Genomic DNA, 20,382 nt, shown 5'->3' with positions numbered 1-20,382 from the left:
TAGTAACCGTCGGCGCCAGGCCGATAGTTTCTCCTGCGGAACCAACCATCGGCTCCCGCCGATGGCTATAAAAGAGGGAATGCTTGGGGCAGGGGTTCGCGCGAAATCGAAGAGCCAGTTGAGGACCCCTGTTTTGCAGATTATGATAGTGCCGAACTGATTCATGAACCTTTTCCACGAGAAACGTGCCAACATGTCTGTCGCCACTGCCGAGCCGAAGCCTGCACTGAAACCCCTTCCTGAAAAAGTGCAAGAGTATTTGGCGGAACTTGGCAAGCGCACCGGGGGCGATATTCGCTCTGATAGCTTTAGTCGAGTGCTGTACAGCACCGATGCCAGCATCTATCAGGTCATGCCGTTGGCGGTCGTGTTTCCTCGGGATGTTGAGGAACTGCAGGCCGGTGTTGAGTTAGCAGCCAAACATGGAGTGCCGATCTTGCCGCGCGCCGGTGGCAGCAGCCTCGCGGGCCAAGCCGTCAACGAAGCCGTCGTGTTCGATCTGACTCGGCACATGAATCGCATCTTGGAAGTGAACACCGATGAAAAATGGGTTCGTGTGGAACCGGGCAGAGTCCTCGACCCGCTGAATATCGAGCTCCGTACGCACGGCTTGCAGTTTGGTCCCGACCCAGCAAGCAGCAACCGCGCGGCAATGGGTGGCATCGTCGGGAATAACTGCACGGGGAGCCACTCGATCGTCTACGGCATGGCGGCAGATCATGTACTTGAGACGGGTGTGTTCTTGAGCGATGGAAGCCGTGCACATTTCGGCCCGCTGGAGAATGGATCGCTCACGGCCAAGACGCAGCTAAGTGGATTAGAAGGAAGAATCTATCGCGAACTGGCAGCATTGGTCGAATCGCCCAAGAATCGAGAGGTGATTCGCGAGAACACGCCCAACCACTGGCGTCGGTGCGGTGGATACAATCTCGATCGTCTCGTGCCGGGGGCGGCCAGCTACCGACGCCCACAGGATCCAAGATTCAATGTCGCCAAGTTGCTTTGCGGTAGTGAAGGATCGCTTGGTGTGATGCACGAGATCAAAGTGAATCTTGTGGACGTGCCGAAGATGGCCACAATTGCGGTGATCCATTTTGACGAACTCTATGCGGCACTCTCCGCTGTGCCCACGATTTTGGAAACCGATCCGACGGCGGTTGAGTTACTCGATCAGATGGCGATCAAGATGTGTCGGCAGGTTCGCGAATTTGCAGGTCCTCTTTGCAACTTTGTCGAGGGGACTCCGAATTGTGTGCTGATGACAGAGTTCACGGGCACGAGTGAAGCGGAACTGACTGACAAAGTTGCCCGGCTCCGCCAGCATTTGAAATCGCAGGGTGTTCCCGCTACGGCAGTCACCGAGGCGAAGACGCTTGCATTACAGGCCGACGTATGGACGGTGCGCAAGGCGGGCTTGGGCTTGTTGATGAGTATGAAGGGAGACTACAAGCCGTTGCCATTCATTGAAGATTCTGCCGTTCCGGTGGAACATCTCGCAGATTATGTGACGAAGATCGAGGAATTCTGCCAGGGGTTGGGGAGCCAGGTGGCTTACTATGCCCACGCCAGCGCGGGTTGTCTACACATTCGACCTTTGCTGAATGTGAAACAAGCAGCCGAGGTGGCGAAGTTGCCCACGATCAGCGATTTTTCGGTGAAATTGCTGAAGGGCTACGGCGGGGCACTATCGAGCGAGCATGGAGATGGACGCTCACGGAGTTGGCAGGCTGAGAAATTTTATGGCCCGGAGTTGTACGGACTCTACCGCCGTGTGAAGGAAATCTTCGATCCGAATAACTTGCTCAACCCAGGAAACATTGTCGAAGCACCACCCATGACCGAGCACCTGCGATATGGTGCGGACTATCACGTTCACGAAGAGCCAGAGCATGTGGATTTCTCCGAGGATCAAGGGTTCCATCGGGCGATCGAGATGTGCAACGGCGCCGGAATCTGCCGCAAAACAACTGGCGGAACGATGTGCCCCAGTTTTATGGTCACGCAGGACGAAGAGCACAGCACGCGCGGTCGGGCGAATTTGCTGCGGGCCGGGTTGTCGGGACTGCTACCGGCGGAGTCACTCACCAGTGAGCGAATGTACGAAGCGTTGGACCTTTGCATCGAGTGCAAGGCATGCAAGAGCGAATGTCCTTCGTCGGTTGATATGGCGAAGATCAAGTTCGAATTTCTCGCGCGCTACTACGAAAAGAATGGCGTACCGTTTCGGGCTCGGATGATGGCGGGAGTTCCGCGGGCGAGCCGACTTAGCGCGGGGCTGATGGCTCCGCTGGTCAATGGTTTGATTAGCAACGGGCTGGTGCGGAAACTCATGGATAAACTGTTTGGGATTAGCCAGCACAGAGTCCTGCCTCACTTTGCCAGCGTGCCGTTTACCACCTGGTTTCGAGAGCGTCCTTCCAAAAAGGCCACTGGAAAGAAGGTCGTCCTGTTTAATGACACCTGGAACACTTACAACCACCCTGAGGTGAGCATCGCTGCAACTGAAGTCCTGGAAGCTGCTGGATACGATGTTTTGCTTCCCGGGCATTTCTGTTGTGGAAGACCGATGATTTCCAAGGGAATGGTGAATCAGGCGCGAAGTGCCGCGCGGGATTGCGTGGAGAAACTTGCTCCGTTTGCCGAACAAGGGATACCGATTGTCGGCTTGGAGCCAAGCTGCTTACTCACGCTTCGTGATGAAGTGTTTGAGCTGCTGCCAGACGATCCTCGTACGGAGAAGATCGCCGAGCACTCGGTGTTATTCGAGGAGTTCATCGCCAAGCTTGTCAGTGAGGAGTCACTCGATCTCAATATCCAACAGTCCCTGGGCAAGGTGCTTCTCCATGGCCATTGCCATCAGAAAGCACTCGTGGGGACGGGGCCTTCGAAACAGACGCTTGCTTTTGCTGGCGGTGAAGTGGAGGAAGTCGATTCAGGTTGTTGTGGTATGGCCGGATCGTTTGGCTACGAAGCAGAACATTACGACGTTTCCCAGGCAATGGGTGAACGACGCTTGTTGCCGGCAGTTCGCGCGGCAGAAGACAGCACGACCATCGTGGCTGCGGGGATGAGTTGTCGCCATCAGATTATGCATGGCACGGGTCGGCGGGTATTACACCCAGCCGAGGCCGTGCATCGGGCTTTGTTTCCGGACCGCTAAGAAGTGCAGCGTAAAAAAACGGAAGTTTCCTAGTTTTTGCAGAAAACGCTTGCATTAAGGACACCGTCCTGCTTAGAATTAGAGCATCACTGAAAACGCTTGCAGTTTCATTCAGGCGTGTGTGATAAACTCCTCGTTAGGCTGTATTCCAGCATGTGCCTTGGCGTACTGGGCAATGCAACTACAGATGTTACTTCTTATGAAAGGTTGGTGTGTATAATGAAAAGACAAATGATCTCAGCCATCGTGTTGGGGATGGCATTCTCGACCGCCGCATCTGCGGCAACCCTGTTCTACGATTTCGGCGATAGCAGCCGCACGACGGCAGGCAACTACAACAACATAGTAATGAACGCTCCATCAGTGCTTAGCATTGCGGATTCGGTTGACTCTACTGGTGCGAACACGGGCATTTCGCTGGATGCCAGCGGCTTCTTTGCGGGTTCAAATCAATCAGGCCCAGGAGTTGCGAGTGGCGATGCTGCAGCGATTTTTGAAACTGATGCAACCGTCGACAACGCATTCGGACACGCTGGGGCCTTTGGCACAAACCCGTTAACTCCATTAGCCACAGTAACGATGGGAGGATTAGACGGGTCGGGAGCTACCAGTTACGACTTTACCTTCTTCGGCTCGCGAACCGGGGCAACTGACAACCGCGAGACTCAGTTTGCCTTAGCAGGTGCCAATAGCGGCGTTGGGTATTTGGATGTTACCGCTAATGTTAGTGAGGTGGTTAACGTAAGTGGAATTATTCCGACGGCAGGGGGCACGATTACTCTTGAAGTGTCGCCAGGACCGAATAACAACAATGGCAGTCTCTTTTACTACCTAGGCGCGATGCGAGTGGTCAGTAATACCATACCTGAACCAGCCACAATCGGTCTGTTGGCCTTCGCGGGTCTGGCATTTACCCTACAACGCCGCGGCAGATCTTAGTGTAAGCGGATATTTCTTCTGCCTAATCTTCGACACGCCCTACTCAAACGGGTAGGGCGTGTCAATCTTATGCTAGGCCTCGATTAAACTTGCCTCGGTTTGTGGAGATTGAACCTTATGTTACGAAATATAAATTGCAAGACGGTCATGACATTGGCATTGTTTGCAGCTGCTCAGTTTGGTGTGCGTGCGTCAGCGGAGGATCCCAAAGATATCCTTTGGTACGGCAATAGCTTCACGCTCGCCACATGCTGTGGCAGCAGTGTATCAGTTCCAAACACTTTCCGAGTAATTGCCGCGTCCGCTGGTCATCCTCTGCCTCGCATGTACGACGCTTCTATGAATGGGCAGTCCTTGCAGTGGCATCTCACGACTCCCGCGCAATTAGCAAACATCACAACAAGAATTACTGCAGGTGAGACATGGGATAACGTGGTTTTGCAAGATTTTTCGACGATGCCTACACATATCGGAAACTTGGCACAGCATATTTCCAGTACTCTGGGGATGTATCAGGCTGTCGCAGCGCACAGCCCTGATGTGGTGCCAGTGTTATATGAAACTTGGGCACGCGGATACGGAAATGCGTTTTACACGGGAGTCTCTCCGTCGTTTCCTGGTGGTCCAACTCAAATGCAACAGGAACTTCGAGACGGTTACCACCTTTCAACTAACAATATCAATTCAACGGTAGGCAATGAACTTGCCAAACTAGCACCGGCGGGAGATGCCTGGGAATTAGCGAACTTCCCAGCGAACTTTTATGGCGATGGTAGTTATCATGCTTCCAATCGGGGAACTCTGCTCAACGCGTTGGTGCTCTACGGCACGATTTACGACGATCCAACGACGAGCGACATCGATTTGACTACTGTGCTAAACGGTTTGCAACTCAGCGCCAGCGACGGCCAATACTTGACTTCTTTAGCAGATGCAGTGCTAGCGGTTCCGGAACCTTCGGCAGTAATACTGCTAAGCTTCGGACTGGTTGCTTTTGCGGGGCGGCGTCGTCGAGTTTGAGCAAGCTGTAACAGGTTCAGTATGCAGTATCGCACTCTAGGAAAGACCGATCTCCGGGTGTCGGAGATCGGCCTCGGTTGCTGGCAATTGGGTGGCGATTTCGGCACGATGGAAGATGAGCGGGCCGTCGCAATTCTCGACGAAGCCGCTAAGCAGGGGATCACTTTCTGGGATACTGCCGACGTCTATGGGGCGGGGCTTAGCGAATCTCGCATTGGACGCTGGTGTGAAGAAAACTGTGACCAAGCGGGACAACCTCGACCTACTATCGTCACCAAGGTCGGTCGAAGTGGCGAACTCTACCCAGACAAGTACACCAAGGAGCGGGTGCGGGCGAATTTGACGGCATCGCTGGAACGAATTGGAGGTGATTCGCTTGATTTGGTTCAGTTGCATTGCGTGCCAATCGATCTCATCAAGCAGGGAGACATTCTCGCCTGGCTGGAGGACTTCAAGAGCGAAGGCCTGATTCGCCATTATGGGGCGAGCGTCGAAACGATTGAAGAAGCACTCTATTGTGTCGCCCAGCCGGGGATCGCAACGCTGCAGATCATTTTCAGCTTGTTTCGGCAGGATGCCGTCGAAAAGTTGTTCGCCGCCGCTCAGCGGGCCAATGTTGGCATCATCGTGCGGTTGCCGCTAGCGAGCGGGCTCTTGGGTGGCAAGATGGCTGCTAGCCAGCAATTTGCTGCCGAAGATCACCGCCATTTCAATCGCGATGGGCAATGTTTTAACGTGGGAGAAACCTTCGCAGGATTGCCCTTCGAGAAGGGGGTAAGCCTGGTCGAAGAGCTCAAACAGCTAGCTCCGAACGACTTGCCTTTAGGACGGTTTGCCTTGCGCTGGATATTGGATCACCCGGCTGTGAGCACGATCATTGCGGGATCAAGCCGACCAGAACAGGTAGCCGAAAACGCCCAGGCCAGCGACATGGCACCCTTGGACGGCGCATTACACGAGGAACTCGCGGCATTCTATCTAGCCCGGGTCAGGCCTTTAGTGCGCGGTGCGGTTTGACGGGTTGAGATCGACCTTCAGCTGTATTAAAAATCTTTGAAAAGTCATCTTGCATCGGCTGGCAGGAGATCAGTACAATCCGCGCGAAGTCGTGACAATAGAGTGTCGGGATTTGTTTTTCTGGCAGTCACGCTCGGCCCCCGTTTCTTCAAAGGAGAAACTCAGATGGGTGATAAGAAAGTACAGAAGGGTAGCGCGAAAGCTACCGCCAAACCAGCCGCCTCCGCCAAGCCAGCTGCTAAGCTCGGCAAAAAGGGAAAGTAGTTGGCTGGTTGCAGAGCGATGCTCTGTGATTGTTTGAACGACAACGGCCTCGCCTGTGGTATAAACCCGGCGAGGCCGCTAGCATTTCTGGGGAGATCGCTATGCCTCAAGCGGCTATGTTAATGGTTTTACACCCAATATCGTGAGGGCGGCGTTGACGATGCCCATCAGGCCCTCGCCGGCAATGAGTCCTGCTGCGACGGCATAGCTTAGCTTCTCGAGGGCAGCAGGATTGATCCAACGCCAGATGTACCAGGCGACCAGTCCATAGAACATCACCAGCGAATAGTAGGGCGGGATGATAAAGGCGATTCCCAATGCCAAGCCGTTTGGGATATAAGGGCGAAGTGCAGCGGAACGTCTCAGCAGTGGCAGAATTGCCCCGACACAGGCGGCGATCAATAGTGCTTGAGGCGCCATCGGTGGAAGTGCACCCAAGCCATCAGCCAATAGCTCGGCCATGGCCTTCCAAGCTTGCGCAGCGGGCGCGGGAATGTCAGAGCCGCCAAGCTCATAGCCGCTGGTGATCAGCCAATAGGCTGGTACAGCAAAGAGAACTCCGGCACAGTTGCCAATAAGTTGGGCGACCAGTTGCTTTCGAGGCGAAGCACCCAATAGATGCCCTGTCTTAAGGTCTTGCATCATGTCTGCGGCTTGGCTGGCTCCACCGCCTGTGATTGCCGCCGCCATAAGGTTAATGTCCATCTGTCCGGGAGCAATTCCGCCAAATACCAACTGAGTCACTTTGCCAACCCCACCGACGGGATTAATATCCGTCTCGCCAAGTGATCGAACTGCCACCGAGGCAAGGACGGCGGAGAGCGGGATGGCCACGATCGTGAGATACCAAGGGATGTTGAATGTGTAGTCTGCCAAGATGATGGTGACGATGGATCCCGCCATCAGTCCTCCGATCCACCAACTATTCGGAATGGCTTCCGGGTCGGCTGCGGCCTCGCCAAGTGATGTCTTGGTGGTAAAGGTCCTCACAAAAGTTCGCCACGAAAGGGCCAAAGCCATGAGTGATTCGCAAACCATGATCGCGACCCCCGGCCAGAGAATCCAGCCTTTTGCGCCATCGGCATAACTCATATTCTCTCCCGGGGCCCAACCCTGAGATTGTGCTATCGGTCCAAGTATTGCCCACCCCAGCACTGCCCCAGCTAAAAGCGACCACACCACGCGAGGGCCAATCAGCAGGCCTGCTCCAAAGAGAGAAGGTCCTATGTAGAGTTTGAATCCCCAAGCGGCAGCTGTTGCAAGCATTCCCCAGCCCAACCATTCTTCAAGGGGAGGTTCCTCGAGTTGCGGAAAAAACTTGTACGCCAAGGTAAAAAGCCCGGCCCCCAGGGCCGACCACAAGAGTACACGCGCCTTGAGCACCGCGTCTCCCGCTTCGCTATACATAGCCAGAATGGTTTCAGCGGCAGCGGTGCCCGTGGGAAATCGAAGCTTCTCGACTTCCACGTATTGGCGTCTTAAGGGAACAGCGAAAAAGACACCGAGAAACGCGACTGCCACTGCCCACATGAACAACGAAGGGAACGAGACCTCGTATCCAAGCATGATCATCGCTGGAATGGGGGCTACTAATCCTGCTGCAGTGGACATGTAGCCTGCTGCCGAGCCGGCTGTTTGGGCAATGTTGGTTTCCATAACGGAGAGCTTGTTATTGAACCACGAAAAAATCGAGTAGCTCAAGACCGCGGTGATGATAGACGCGCCGAATGACCAACCAATCTTGAGGGCTATGTAGATATTGGTGCAGGAGACGACGCTTCCGACCAGACAACCCGCGATAAGAGCTCGAGCGGTGAGTTGGCGTTCGCCCGGTTGAGGGGTGTATTTGATGTCGGAGTCTACTGTAGGGACGGTTTCGTTTTCAGGCATGGTGCGGATTTTCATGTTGGGTAGGAATGTTTAGCCTCGACCCCGTAGGGGGAGCGCGCGTACGCCTGCGGCTGACGGCTAAACTTGCTTGCTAGCACAATTTAACCTGCCTGGAGAATGCATGCGAGACGAATCTGGAGGGATGCTGCACTTGACCCCCCTAGGGGCAGAGGTTATTTCTCTCACGCGACATGCGGTGCAAGCAGTTCGCTCATTGGATAACAAAGTACTGAGTCAACATGACGACTCTCACGATCCGTCTCCTCTTTAAGAAAATTTAGCAAGGCAGGTCAGGCATGAATGCCACTGCGACGGATCAAGATCCGACTACGGAGACGCTAGAACTGCGCGATCAATATCCGAGCATTTCGCTTGTGCTGCCGGCGTACAACGAAGCAGCCACGATTCAGCAAGCGGTTGATGAAGCAGTCGCGGCTCTGTCGGAGTTGACCCATGATTTTGAAGTGCTTGTGGTCGACGACGGCAGTACCGACGCCACAGCGGAGTTGGTAAATCAGGCTGCTGGCAAACTGCCGCAAGTCCGTCTGCTACGACAACCGCAGAATCTCGGTTATGGCGCGGCTCTGCGACGTGGGTTTAGTGAAGCTACGAAACAGCTTGTCGGTTTCACTGACGCCGACTGCCAATTCGATCTAACGGAACTCGATCGATTGGTGATGCTTGCACGAGATTACGATATCGTGACTGGCTATCGCATCGACCGTCAAGATCCTTGGCTACGGCGGATGTACTCGGCAGGGTACAACGTGCTCGTGCGAAACTTGTTGGGAACGCGGGTTCGGGACTGCGACTGTGCTTTGAAACTATTTCATCGCGAGGTGCTCGCCCAATTACCGATCACGACAGACGGGTTCCTAATAAATGCCGAGATGCTCTCCCAAGCGCGACAGCTTGATCTCTCGATTGTAGAAGTTGGCGTATCGCACCGGCCACGTGCTGGCGGAGTGAGCAAGGTTTCTGTGCTGGAGATTCCCGTGGTCTTTGCCACACTGGCGCGTTACTGGTGGAACAAGATGATGTTTCCTGCGACGTTTGCTGACGATCGCGCGGATCAGACGACATGGCCAACACGTAAGTTTGCCTTGATGACTCTTCTCTTGACAGTGATCGCGTCGACACTGTTGTTCACGAATCTAATGTATGCACTTATCGAACCCGATGAAACGCGTTATGCGCAAATTGCACTGGAAATGGTGCATTCAGGTGACTGGCTCGTTCCACGACTCCATGGCAAAGCCTATCTGGACAAGCCTCCCCTCTTGTATTGGCTCACAGCTAGTAGCTATTCGCTTTTTGGCGAAAACCAGATGAGTGCGCGTCTTCCGTGCGCCGTAGCCTCACTCTTGACGGTGTTAGCAACTTTCCTGCTGGGATGGAGACTTGTGGGAATGAGGTCGGCTTGGATAGGGGCCTTGATGCTAAGTCTGACTGGCGGGTTTGTCCTTGCTGGACGGTTCTTGTTGATGGATAGTCTGCTTTCTCTCTTCTCCACGGTGGGCTTGCTCTGCGCATTGCGAGCAATCTACGAACCTCGCCGTGCTCTCTTCTGGTGGTTGGTGACTGGGGTTGCTTGCGGGTTGGGAGTGATGACCAAAGGTCCCGTTGCCCCGGTGCTCTGTTTTCCCCCGATCGTGGCCTTGGCGTGGCTCACAAGAAACTACTCGATGTTTCGGTTGCGGAATCTACTCGCAGTGACGGTTCCCACGATGTTGATCTCCGCGCCATGGTTTTGGCAAGTCGCCGCGAGCCAGTCGGAGTTTATCGGCTACTTTTTCTGGAAACACAACATACATCGCTTCGTAACCGGACTGAATCATGCTCAGCCCTGGTGGTTTTATCTGCCGGTGTTAGCACTGGGGATGCTGCCGAGTACATTTTTTGTACCAGCCATGGTGGTCTTTCTCGGACGTAAGAATGCAGAGGCTTGTCAGGCCCGCACTCAAGAGTTGGGTGCACTGCTGCTCTCCAGCGCATGGATCGTGGGATTCTTTTCGCTTTCGAGATGCAAGCTCCCCACGTACATTCTCCCAGCGATGCCCTTGTTGTCGTTGTCTCTCGGGAAAATGTTGGGAGATTGTAGATGGTCTTCTATCCCTTCGCAGGCCAATGTCCTCATTGAAGAGTATTCGTCGCGTGCTGCCAGGCAGTTGGTACTCGGATGCACCGTGTTGGCTTTGGTGTTGTTGATCGCGCATGTGGTGGTTACGCCTAACGCAATATGGCTGGCACTTGTGATTGGCCTTGTGCCATTGGTTGGCTGTGTGCTGTTGTGGAAGAACCAACTCACGTCCGACCGGCGCTTGGTCGCTGCTACGGTGGGGATGAGTCTGCTGGTCACTATTATTGGCTACTGCCGAGTGGTACCCGAGTGTGCCAACCTCAGGTCTGTTCCGCAGTCGGCTGTTAGATTGCAAGCAGAGTTAAATGGATCGACGCCCATCGTGCTATTCGGCCAACCACCTGAAGTGACCTCTTTTTCGATCCAAACGGCAACCGTTGAATTCTCCCGTGACCAAAGCGCTCAATTCAAGAAGTTTATGGCAGAACACCTTGAGGCAGTGGTGGTGGCCGATCGAGCAGAGTTAAAAGAACTTGGCGAAATCTGCTCCGACGGAATCCAATTGTCGGCCCCCAAATCGAACGACCGAGTTTACGTGGCTACTTGGCGTGCTGGGTCGATAGTAGCGCGTCCCAGGCGAAGTGCCCAGCGAGATCCAATAGTTCCAATTTATAAGTAGCAGGAAGCTACTTCGTGCACGCAGTCATACTTTCTCGACCTTGGTAATGTGCAACGAAGAATCGCAAAATCTTTGTAGGTAGTTTGCGCATTTTTCATGGGTCAAAGCCTCATTCTGAGGGGGAAAGGGCTGGCCAGCTTCGTAGTGCAGAACTAAGTTGAATAGTAGGTAAAAGGTACCTTCGCTCAAGGCAATCGAACCAACTATGCGCGACTTCTTATTGCTCTACATCAATGGTGTCCGTCACCAAATTCACGCGCACCAGGCGCGGATGTCGCTCTCGGATTTTCTCCGTCGAGAGCTGGGCCAGATTGGTACAAAGATTGTATGCAGTGAGGGGGATTGCGGAGCGTGTTCGGTGTTAGTAGGTCGCGTCCATGAAGATGGGCTCCGCTATGAAGCAATCGATTCTTGTATCGCGTTTTTGTTTCAACTCGATTCGACGCACATTGTTACTGTGGAAGGACTTGCCAAGGCAGGCTCCATGAACGACGTGCAACAGGCACTGGTCGATTGCCACGGTTCGCAGTGTGGCTTCTGCACACCAGGATTTGCCATGGCGATGACGGCCATGCAAGAAAATGATTGTTCGAAAGATGCGGACTCGATGCGGACAGGTCTCACCGGGAACTTGTGCCGCTGCACAGGATATGTGTCGATTCTCGAAGCGGGGCTCACGGCGGAACTTGCCGAAGGCGATCGGATGGATGTGCTCTATCCCTCGGAGCCGATGCTGCAGGATTTCTATGCCCACTCGGCTGAAGATATCGCATTGATTGAAGACTCCACACCTCCGCTACTCAAGAAGCTCTCATCGCCGGCGAGCATTTCCACGAATGGCCAAGGAAAGGGGTTTGCCGCGTCACGGGTTCTTTGTCCAGTGACGTTGGCCAGCGCACTTGAGGTACTTCGCGAATGGCCGCAGTCTATGATCGTGGCGGGGGCCACGGACATTGGGGTGCGCGTGAACAAAGGGCAGGCGTTGCCGGAGACGATTCTGGATTTAAATCGCGTGAAGGAATTGGAGCAGCTGGGAGTTGTTGATGGAAAGCTTGTGATGGGAGCGCGGGCGTCCTGGACGGAAGTGGAATCGCTATGCCGCCAGCAGTTGGAGGAGTTTTATCAGATTGTGAAGGTGTTTGGGGCGCCGCAGATTCGCAACATGGGCACCGTGGGGGGCAACGTGATCAATGCTTCACCGATTGCCGACTCGTTGCCGTTTTACTTTGTGATGGATGCCGAGTTGGAGTTGCGTTCCGCTGAAGGCAGCCGCACGGTGAATATCAACGATTTTTACCAAGGCTACAAGAAGTTTGATCTACAGCCCGGCGAACTGCTTACACGGGTGACGGTGCCATTGCCAGACGAAGGAGAATTACTGCGTTTGTTCAAGGTGTCGCGTCGGCTAGATTTGGATATCTCGTCGTTCACGGCAGCGATTCGAATTCGACTCGATGGAAGCAGAATTGCTGAGGCAGCGTTGGCATTTGGAGCGGTCGGCCCGACGGTGCTGCGGGCTCGCAATACGGAAGATTTTCTCGTCGGCCGTGAATTCAGTGAAGCAACGATGCGAGAGGCGGGTGAACTGGCAGTGGCGGAGGTGACGCCAATTAGCGATGTGCGGGGGAGCGAAGACTATCGCTTGCAGCTAACCAGGAATGTATTCGTGAAGTTTTACTTGGAGCATCAACCGGATGCGGTGTTGTTATGAGAGTTCAGAGTCAAGAACCGTGCGACGCGTTGCGTCGCGGCTAGGTTGAATTTAGAAAATAGAAATAGCCGCGACGAGGGCGCGTCGCAGGGATTAGACTCCCGACTAATGAGGACCTTTCATCATGACCTCCATCGGAAAACCATTGCCACATGATTCGGCGCGCGGGCATGTTACCGGTAGCGCCTTGTTTATTGATGATATGCCGGCGCAGGTGGGAGAGTTGCATGTTGGATTTGTGGGCAGCCCGGTTGCTTGTGGTGAGATTGTGCGGATCGACGTGCAAGCCGCTCTGGAAACACCTGGCGTCGTGGCTTGCTACACGGCTGAGGACGTGGCGGGGCATAATGTCTTTGGCCTCATCGTCGCCGATGATCCTTTTCTGGCTCGTGAGGAGGTGATGTATGTCGGGCAACCGGTAGTGGTAGTAGCGGCGGAGACGCCTGCGGCCCTGGAACTTGGTCGGCGCGCCGTGGAGATTGAATGCCGAGAGAAAACACCGGTGCTGACCATTGAGCAGGCGATTCAAGAGAATCGCTTTCTGGGACCTGTGCGAAAAATCGCCCGCGGGCGTGTCGACGAGAACCTTACTTCCGCTCCACACCGTTTGCAGGGGACCTTCAAAAGTGGCGGGCAGGAGCAGTTTTACCTTGAATCGCAGGCCGCGCTTGCCTATCCGGGCGAGCAGGGGCAGATTGTCGTCCACTCGTCTACGCAGAATCCAACCGAGATTCAGGCGGTCATCGCTGAGGTGTTGGGACTCGGTCAACACGAAGTCGTCTGCATCTGCAAGCGAATGGGGGGAGCGTTCGGTGGCAAGGAGACCCAGGCGGCGATTCCCGCCATCATGGCGGCGCTGGTTGCCTCGAAGACTGGCCGTGCGGCTCGGGTGATATACAACAAAGACGACGACATGTGCGTCACCGGCAAGCGACACGAATATTTTACGCGTTGGGAGTGTGGATTCGACGATGCGGGGCATTTGTTGGCATTGCGGTGTGAGTACTTTTCAAACGGCGGGGCCACGACCGACCTTTCCCCCTCGGTGATGGAACGCACTCTACTCCACGGCGACAATGCTTATTACCTGCCGCATGTGGAGTTCACGGGCAAGGTGTGCTTTACAAACCTCCCACCCAATACGGCGTTTCGAGGTTTCGGTGGACCACAGGGGATGATTGTCATCGAGAATGTGCTGGAGTCGATAGCTGAGAAGTTGGGCCTTGATGCGCTGGAGATTCGCCGGGCGAATGTCTATGGCGTTGGCAGTCGCAATGTGACCCCCTATGGCCAAGTGGTCGACAAGAATCACTTGCCGGAGATTTTTGAAACCCTTGCCGAAGATTCGGATTACCAGCGACGTCGTATAGAGATTGCCGACTTCAATGCCAAGTCGCGCCTGCAGGTGCGCGGTCTAGCGCTCACGGGGATGAAGTTTGGCATCTCGTTCACGACCAAGTTTCTCAACCAAGGCAATTCGCTCGTAAATATTTACACCGACGGTACGATTCAGGTCTCGACCGGGGCCACGGAAATGGGGCAGGGGGTGAACGTAAAGATTAGGCAACTGGTGGCCGACGAATTTGCCATTGATCCGCGCCGGGTGTTGATGATGGCAACCAGCACAGAGAAGAACAACAATACTTCGCCTACGGCGGCGTCGGCTGGCACCGACCTGAATGGGGCCGCTGCAGTCGTGGCTTGCCAGGAAATCAAGTCCCGCCTGCGTACCTTCGCCGCCGAGCATCTGGCTGACAGTGAGTCGGGGCTGGTCGCCTCGCCGGAGCATATTTGCTTTGCCGAGGGGAGCGTGCATGACGACCGGCGACCTCAGGTGCGGATTCCGTTTGAACAGTTGTGCGAGGATGCCCGGCGGGACCGGGTTGATTTGGGTGCCCGCGGGTTCTTTGCTACACCGGGGATTGACTTCAATCGCGAGACGGGTCGCGGTACGCCCTTTTTCTATTTCACCCAGGGGGCGGCTGTAGCTGAGGTGGTCATCGATCGCTTTAATGGCGAGATGCGCGTCTTGCGGGCGGATCTCTTGATTGACATTGGCCGGTCGATCAACCCGGGGGTGGATCGGGGTCAGATCATCGGCGGATTTGTGCAGGGAATGGGCTGGGTCACGAACGAGTGTCTCACCTACAATGAGAAGGGTGAACTCCTGTCCCATTCGCCAACGACGTACAAGATCCCCGCTGTGACCGACATCCCCCCGGAGTTCAACGTCCGCATGTTCCCCAATCACGACAACACGCATAACATTGGCAGCAGCAAGGCCGTCGGCGAACCGCCGCTCATGTTGGCGCTCTCGGTGTGGGCTGCAGTGCGAAATGCGCTTTCCTACGTCAAGCCGGGCGCGGAGATTGATCTGAAGTCACCGGCCACGGGGGAGGAGATTTTGCGTGTGATGACAGCGCTGGAGAAAGATACAACGACAAATACTTTGGAAGTTCCCGCACGACTAGAATCGTGATCCATTCTTTCCTTGAGAGCCGTTGGCGGAAGCCAATGGTTGTCGCCTCGTAGAACCATGTGGCTTCCGCCAACGGCTATTTCATTTTATTCCGCAATCCGCACTCCCAATTCCGCATTCCATCTATGGCTCCACACGGCTTTGTTGAACGACTTGCGGAACTAGCTCGGGTTGGCGAACCGTTTGTCAGCGTGACCATGGTCGAAGCGGTCGGCAGCACTCCGCAGGACACCGGCAGCAAGATGCTGGTTACGACCGAGGGCTTATCGTCAGGCACCGTCGGCGGTGGCAAGGTAGAGCACAAGGCGATTCAACACGCCCAGGCGATGCTTGCCGATACTTCAGGACAGGCACCCGTGCATCAACTGGTCGAGTGGAACCTGCAGCGCGACGTGGGGATGACCTGCGGTGGTGTAGTTAAACTGTTCTTCGAGACCTACAACCACAGCGATTGGCAGGTCGTCATCTTCGGAGCCGGCCACGTTGCGTCGGCAGTGACAAGTTGCCTGGGGCAGATTAACTGTCACACCCGCTGCATCGATTCTCGCAGTGAGTGGCTAGACAAGATCGCCGACCGCGACCGGCTCACCAAGATCCGCACCGACGACCTCCCCGCCCAGGTCGCCGCTTTACCGAGCGATGCGTTTGTATTATGCATCACCATGGGCCACGGCACCGACCGCCCCGTGCTCGCGGAGATTTTCCGCCAAGGCCGCACTTTCCCTTACCTTGGTGTCATTGGCAGCCGCGCGAAGCGAGGCGTGCTGGTGCGGGAACTTGTCGCCGACGGCATCCCGCGCGAACAGGCCGAGGCATTTCACTGTCCGATCGGTTTGCCCCTGGGAACGAACGAACCGGGCGAGATTGCCATCAGCGTAGTGGCGGAGTTGATTCAGGAGCGGGATCGGTGGCGGGGAAAAAAGTGACAGATTACCACACTCGCCGTACTCCGTATTGATCGAACTCCGAGTCGATTGAGACTAATGTTAAATCGTACCGTAGACATTGCGCTGCGATAAGGCGGTCGAAGGGATCTTTGTGATCACCTTGCGACAGTAAAGCAACGTCAACAGCCTCAAGGGCCTGAACTTGAAGCAATTCGACCTCATTGTCTTTGATGATGCTCAAAAATTCATCGAGAGTGCCATGTTTCAAATCAAGCTTGCCAATCGCGATCTTGATCGCCATCTCCCAGATGCTCGCAACACTGAATAACCGTTGAGTAGTTCTATTGTCCGCCAGCGCCAACCCACGCTCCGAGAGGTTAGGATTGTCCTCAACGATCCAGATCATCGCCTGTGTGTCAATTAGCACCGAACTCATCAGCGGTACTCATCAAAACAGTCAAGCGGAGCATTGAAATCGTCCCCCATCCCAAACATGCCTTTGGCGATTCCACGTAACGAGCGACGTGGCTGGTCCGACTCCGCAGGGGCACGTTCGATAGTCACCCGGAGTTTCTCACCTGGGGCGAGTTTCAAGGGCTCGTCTGGCACGATCACGGTGCCATCGAAATGGGCATTTACAGTGGGTAGCGTGGCCATAGTAGATCTCTATCGGAACAGGTGAAAAGGAGCGTCCCTACTTTAATTATACCTCCATGAAGACTCAATGGCTATCGGCGGATTCACCTTCTCTCCGCCACCAGCGGCGTGTTCACCGCGTGGATTTTATTATCGGAGGTGATACCATTGAGCAAGGTCGCCAAGGCGTGGAAACGGCCCATGTTGATGGTGTGGGGTTTGGTTGGTGGGTTTGTGTCAGCGGCGAGGGTGAATTCTCCCCGCGAAGACGCCAGCGTGATGGTGGCATCGTTGTAGAGGTAGCAGTCATTGGTTTGTGTAAGCCTGTATTTGTCACCGTTGATGCGTGCCTGGAGAGATAGCTTTCCATTTTCATGTTCCAAGTAAAATCCATCATGCGGCGCACCAGCTTCAAACGCTTCTCGACTGCCGAAGAAACTGGGTTTCATCAGATAGGGGCCATCGTATTCGGGGCAGAAGGTGTCGCAGTTGCCGCAGTGGTTGCAGTAGTCGGCGAAGTTGGCAATTTGCTCTGCCTTTTCGACGCGGAACGGTTTTTCGTCGCCGATTTCGACCAGCGTACTGTCAGGGTGCACTTGTAGGTCACGGTAGGTGATGTCGACCGCCTCAACGGCATAAGTGAAATTCGCATCGTTGGGGCACACCGGGATGCACTTGTCGCAGGTGATGCAATCGAACGTCGTCAAGTGCGAGTCGATTTTCTTGGGGATGGTGCGATTTTGCTCGGCGTAGTAGCGAGGGTCGGCCTGCGTCTCAGCGACGATTGCTTCCATGTTTAGGAAACCGGCAAGTACTGGATCGCCTCCGGCGGCATCGCGGTTGCCTCTGCAGTCGAGCAGGTAGTCGTCGAGCGTCTTGGCGTTGCACTTGTCCATCTCCTTGCGAAGGTCCTGGAAATAAGCTGGCAAGCGGCCGTAGCCTCCAACCTTTAAGAGATCGGTGCAGGTGGTGATGGGGATGAATCCACAGGCGATTGCCTGGTGGGCATTCTTGCGATCGATGCCCGCCGAGAAAGAGATCGGCATCGCATGCCCTACGGTCTTGCGGAACTCATGGGCAAGGGTGAGTGTGATTACATGCAGTGGCAGGCCGGAGAGGTACATCACCTCTTCCTTCTCGGGAAAGAAATCGCGATGGTTGGTGACTTCCAACGTGTTAGAAAATTTTGCCCCGAGGCCGAGGTCGCGCTCTGCTGCAATCTTCGCCAAACGACTGCACATAGCGATGGACTCGTCATACAGCAAACCACTCGAGTAGGCATGTGGATGGACGGTGATTTCTGTGTAGCCCATCACGTCGTAGAGCAAATGTTCGAGCCGTTCTTTGCCCAGCATGGGGGGGTTCATCTTCACGATCACATCGGTGCCGATTTCAGTGAGAAGAAACTCGCAGATCTTTTCAATCTCATCGGCGGGGCAACCGTGGAATGTGGAGAGTGTGATACTGCGGCTTAAATTGGTGGGGTAGTCGAGGTCTCGCAGGGCGCGCAAACGATGGGGCAATTGATCGCGGAGGCGATTGACACTCTCGGTGGCATCCATCATGCCGCGAATGAAATTCACCACCTTTTCGGTTTGAATGCCAGCCAAATCGTAGCCGACGGACATGTCGAAAACGGTCTCACCAATCGCGCCCGCCATGTCGGTCGCCCCACACGGATTGCCAAACTCCTCAGGTGCATGGCGGAGCATGTGGATGAGCATCGCGCCTTGGACATATTGATCGAGCGACTCATGGACCTTGAGTTCCTGGGACCATTCGATGTTGTAGCCAACGTTGGTGGCATCGATGCAAGGCCTGGCAATCTCTAGTGCGTCATTGACCTGCACGGTCTTAAGTTCCATGATCCGCGAACCGGCGAGCCAGGAGAGAACCAGATTCTGGGCCATTTGGGTCTGTGGCCCCGATGCTGGGCCGAGGGGGTTACCAGCCAGCTGGCCATGGAAGCGCACCGAAAGATCCGTATCGTCATCGGCGGCAGGGACAAACCACTTTCGCCGTGGCAGGTCGAATATCGACGCGCGGTTTGCATACTCCAGTCGCATGCGGTCGACGAGTTCGACAAACGGTGTGCAATAGAGATCGACCATGGGGCTTAGCTGTAAACAGTAAGTAGAATCCGCAGGAGTACTCCCCTCGATTCTAACTCAGAGATTCACGTGGTACTAGCTTCTCGATTGGTGGTGAGTTAGAGTGCAAACTTGAAAGTTTGCGTGTGAGTCGGTGTGGGAAGGACTGCGATGATTGAAAAGTTGGTTTGCGTAAATTGCGGTGCTGAGTACTTTCCGCAGTCTGCGGATGCGCCAAATGTCTGGATGACATGCCCCACGTGTGGACCGGCAGAAGGAATCCTGGATTTTCGCTACGATCTAGAAGCGGTGCGCGACTCTTGGCTCGATAAGCCACTCTCGAAGCGTGAGCACAACCATTGGCGCTATGCGGAGTTGTTGCCGCTGAAAGAAACTTCATTGCGGACGGATTGGCAAGTTGGATGGACGCCGATTGTTGATGCCGAGCGACTGGCCACAGAACTTGATTTGGAACGTGTGCTCTTGAAGGACGAAGGGCGCAATCCGTCGGCATCGTTCAAGGATCGGGCAAGTTCGGTAGGCGTGGCCCATGCAATGGAAGTTGGTGCGAATGCGATCGCCTGTGCGTCAACAGGCAACGCCGCCACGAGCCTGGCTTGTCATGCGGCATTGGCCGGGATCGAGGCGAACATCTTTGTCCCTCATACAGCTCCCGAGCCGAAGCTCGCGCAGCTCTTGGTCTTCGGGGCGAGAGTGTTCTCTGTCGAGGGGTCCTACGATCAGGCGTACCAGCTTTGCTCCTCAGCTTGCGAGCAATTTGGTTGGTACAATCGCAACTGCGCGATTAACCCTGTGTTGGTGGAAGGGAAAAAGACAGCCGGGCTTGAGATCGCCGAGCAAGTGGCCGCGTATGGTGGCGTGCCGGATTGGGTGGCGGTGAGCATAGGTGATGGCTGCACGATTGCTGGCATTTGGAAAGGACTCTCCGAAATGCATGCACTGGGAATGATCGACCGTTTGCCTCGCTTGTTAGGTGTGCAAGCCAAAGAGGTTGCCCCGATTCCTTATGCTTTGGAGCATGGTGTTCTTCCCGAGCCTGGTGAAGGGACGACCATGGCTGACAGCATCGATGTGCAAGTGCCGCGGAACTGGCGTAAAGCGGTCAATGCACTCGACTCTGCGCACGGGCGCGTAGTTTGCGTAAGCGACGAACAGATTTTGGCGGCTATTCGGCTTGCAGGTCGGCACGGAGTGTTTGCCGAACCGGCGGCCGCGGCGGCATTGGCAGGAGTGGTCGAGGCGGTCGATGCTAAAATCATTGAACCCCATGAGTCAGTGCTAGTGATGATTACTGGGAGCGGACTGAAAGACATCCGCAGTTCGATTCGGGCTGGAGGAGAACCTCTGAGTATCAAACCCGACCTGACCTCGGTCGAAGCGGCGGTGGAAAATGCAATGTAGAAAGAAGTGATCTCTCGCAGAGACACAGAGACGCAGAGAGAATCAGGTATCCCTCTGTGAATCTGCGACTCTGCAAGAAGCCAACTTGATTTTTATAAGAGGACGCGC

At 54.9% G+C, this 20,382-nt stretch carries 13 protein-coding genes; 9 read left to right on the top strand and 4 right to left on the bottom strand.

The window, feature by feature from the left end:
- Positions 1–163 precede the first annotated feature (163 nt).
- From Pr1d_RS21945 to Pr1d_RS21930, 4 genes are all read left to right on the top strand, one after another.
- Positions 164–3,160, top strand: a complete 2,997-nt coding sequence (locus Pr1d_RS21945) for an FAD-binding and (Fe-S)-binding domain-containing protein (protein WP_210417805.1) — start codon at positions 164–166, stop codon at positions 3,158–3,160.
- A gap of 219 nt (positions 3,161–3,379) precedes the next feature.
- Positions 3,380–4,099: a PEP-CTERM sorting domain-containing protein gene (locus Pr1d_RS21940; RefSeq protein WP_168205412.1), complete on the top strand. Its 720-nt coding sequence runs from the start codon at positions 3,380–3,382 to the stop codon at positions 4,097–4,099.
- Positions 4,100–4,216: 117 nt separating this feature from the next.
- A complete protein-coding gene (locus Pr1d_RS21935) occupies positions 4,217–5,119 on the top strand; it encodes a PEP-CTERM sorting domain-containing protein (protein ID WP_148075528.1) in 903 nt (300 codons plus the stop codon).
- 21 nt (positions 5,120–5,140) lie between these two features.
- Positions 5,141–6,136, top strand: a complete 996-nt coding sequence (locus Pr1d_RS21930; protein WP_148075527.1) for an aldo/keto reductase — start codon at positions 5,141–5,143, stop codon at positions 6,134–6,136.
- Between the two features lie 378 nt (positions 6,137–6,514).
- Here the strand turns inward: Pr1d_RS21930 and Pr1d_RS21925 are convergent, their stop codons facing one another.
- Complete coding sequence (locus tag Pr1d_RS21925) at positions 6,515–8,290, bottom strand: OPT family oligopeptide transporter (RefSeq protein ID WP_168205411.1); 1,776 nt, start codon at positions 8,288–8,290, stop codon at positions 6,515–6,517.
- A 296-nt stretch (positions 8,291–8,586) separates the two neighbouring features.
- On the opposite strand from Pr1d_RS21925, the gene Pr1d_RS21920 reads away from it, so the two are divergent.
- The 4 genes from Pr1d_RS21920 (at position 8,587) to xdhC (ending at position 16,165) form a co-directional block, all read left to right on the top strand.
- On the top strand, positions 8,587–11,049 hold the full coding sequence (locus Pr1d_RS21920) for a glycosyltransferase (RefSeq protein ID WP_148075525.1): 2,463 nt from the start codon (positions 8,587–8,589) through the stop codon (positions 11,047–11,049).
- Between the two features lie 205 nt (positions 11,050–11,254).
- Positions 11,255–12,760 carry a xanthine dehydrogenase small subunit gene (locus tag Pr1d_RS21915; RefSeq protein WP_148075524.1) on the top strand — a complete coding sequence of 502 codons (1,506 nt, stop codon included), beginning with the start codon at positions 11,255–11,257 and terminating at the stop codon, positions 12,758–12,760.
- 124 nt (positions 12,761–12,884) lie between these two features.
- On the top strand, positions 12,885–15,239 hold the full coding sequence (xdhB, locus tag Pr1d_RS21910; RefSeq protein WP_148075523.1) for a xanthine dehydrogenase molybdopterin binding subunit: 2,355 nt from the start codon (positions 12,885–12,887) through the stop codon (positions 15,237–15,239).
- A gap of 125 nt (positions 15,240–15,364) precedes the next feature.
- Positions 15,365–16,165 carry a xanthine dehydrogenase accessory protein XdhC gene (gene xdhC, locus Pr1d_RS21905; protein ID WP_148075522.1) on the top strand — a complete coding sequence of 267 codons (801 nt, stop codon included), beginning with the start codon at positions 15,365–15,367 and terminating at the stop codon, positions 16,163–16,165.
- Positions 16,166–16,169: 4 nt separating this feature from the next.
- Here the strand turns inward: xdhC and Pr1d_RS21900 are convergent, their stop codons facing one another.
- The 3 genes from Pr1d_RS21900 to Pr1d_RS21890 form a co-directional block, all read right to left on the bottom strand.
- Positions 16,170–16,562 carry a type II toxin-antitoxin system VapC family toxin gene (locus Pr1d_RS21900; protein WP_148075521.1) on the bottom strand — a complete coding sequence of 131 codons (393 nt, stop codon included), beginning with the start codon at positions 16,560–16,562 and terminating at the stop codon, positions 16,170–16,172.
- Positions 16,562–16,783, bottom strand: coding sequence for a DUF2281 domain-containing protein (locus Pr1d_RS21895; RefSeq protein ID WP_148075520.1), 222 nt, complete (start codon positions 16,781–16,783; stop codon positions 16,562–16,564). Before Pr1d_RS21895 ends, Pr1d_RS21900 begins: the two co-directional genes overlap by 1 nt.
- A gap of 83 nt (positions 16,784–16,866) precedes the next feature.
- Positions 16,867–18,873, bottom strand: a complete 2,007-nt coding sequence (locus tag Pr1d_RS21890; RefSeq protein ID WP_148075519.1) for a 4Fe-4S dicluster domain-containing protein — start codon at positions 18,871–18,873, stop codon at positions 16,867–16,869.
- A gap of 150 nt (positions 18,874–19,023) precedes the next feature.
- Between Pr1d_RS21890 and thrC the strand changes: the two genes are divergently transcribed.
- Positions 19,024–20,274, top strand: coding sequence for a threonine synthase (thrC, locus tag Pr1d_RS21885; RefSeq protein ID WP_148075518.1), 1,251 nt, complete (start codon positions 19,024–19,026; stop codon positions 20,272–20,274).
- Positions 20,275–20,382 lie beyond the last annotated feature (108 nt).

The organism is Bythopirellula goksoeyrii, from assembly GCF_008065115.1.
Lineage (GTDB): Bacteria > Planctomycetota > Planctomycetia > Pirellulales > Lacipirellulaceae > Bythopirellula > Bythopirellula goksoeyrii.
The sequence above is the reverse complement of the archived record's forward strand: the minus strand, read 5'-3'. Positions and strand labels throughout refer to the sequence as shown.

Excerpts from the sequence above, each read along its gene's own strand:
- Pr1d_RS21945 (WP_210417805.1), top strand. The coding sequence starts at position 164 with ATGAACCTTTTCCACGAGAAACGTGCCAACATGTCTGTCGCCACTGCC.
- Pr1d_RS21940 (WP_168205412.1), top strand. The coding sequence starts at position 3,380 with ATGAAAAGACAAATGATCTCAGCCATCGTGTTGGGGATGGCATTCTCG.
- Pr1d_RS21935 (WP_148075528.1), top strand. The coding sequence starts at position 4,217 with ATGTTACGAAATATAAATTGCAAGACGGTCATGACATTGGCATTGTTT.
- Pr1d_RS21930 (WP_148075527.1), top strand. The coding sequence starts at position 5,141 with ATGCAGTATCGCACTCTAGGAAAGACCGATCTCCGGGTGTCGGAGATC.
- Pr1d_RS21925 (WP_168205411.1), bottom strand. The coding sequence starts at position 8,290 with ATGCCTGAAAACGAAACCGTCCCTACAGTAGACTCCGACATCAAATAC.
- Pr1d_RS21920 (WP_148075525.1), top strand. The coding sequence starts at position 8,587 with ATGAATGCCACTGCGACGGATCAAGATCCGACTACGGAGACGCTAGAA.
- Pr1d_RS21915 (WP_148075524.1), top strand. The coding sequence starts at position 11,255 with ATGCGCGACTTCTTATTGCTCTACATCAATGGTGTCCGTCACCAAATT.
- xdhB (WP_148075523.1), top strand. The coding sequence starts at position 12,885 with ATGACCTCCATCGGAAAACCATTGCCACATGATTCGGCGCGCGGGCAT.
- xdhC (WP_148075522.1), top strand. The coding sequence starts at position 15,365 with ATGGCTCCACACGGCTTTGTTGAACGACTTGCGGAACTAGCTCGGGTT.
- Pr1d_RS21900 (WP_148075521.1), bottom strand. The coding sequence starts at position 16,562 with ATGAGTTCGGTGCTAATTGACACACAGGCGATGATCTGGATCGTTGAG.
- Pr1d_RS21895 (WP_148075520.1), bottom strand. The coding sequence starts at position 16,783 with ATGGCCACGCTACCCACTGTAAATGCCCATTTCGATGGCACCGTGATC.
- Pr1d_RS21890 (WP_148075519.1), bottom strand. The coding sequence starts at position 18,873 with ATGGTCGATCTCTATTGCACACCGTTTGTCGAACTCGTCGACCGCATG.
- thrC (WP_148075518.1), top strand. The coding sequence starts at position 19,024 with ATGATTGAAAAGTTGGTTTGCGTAAATTGCGGTGCTGAGTACTTTCCG.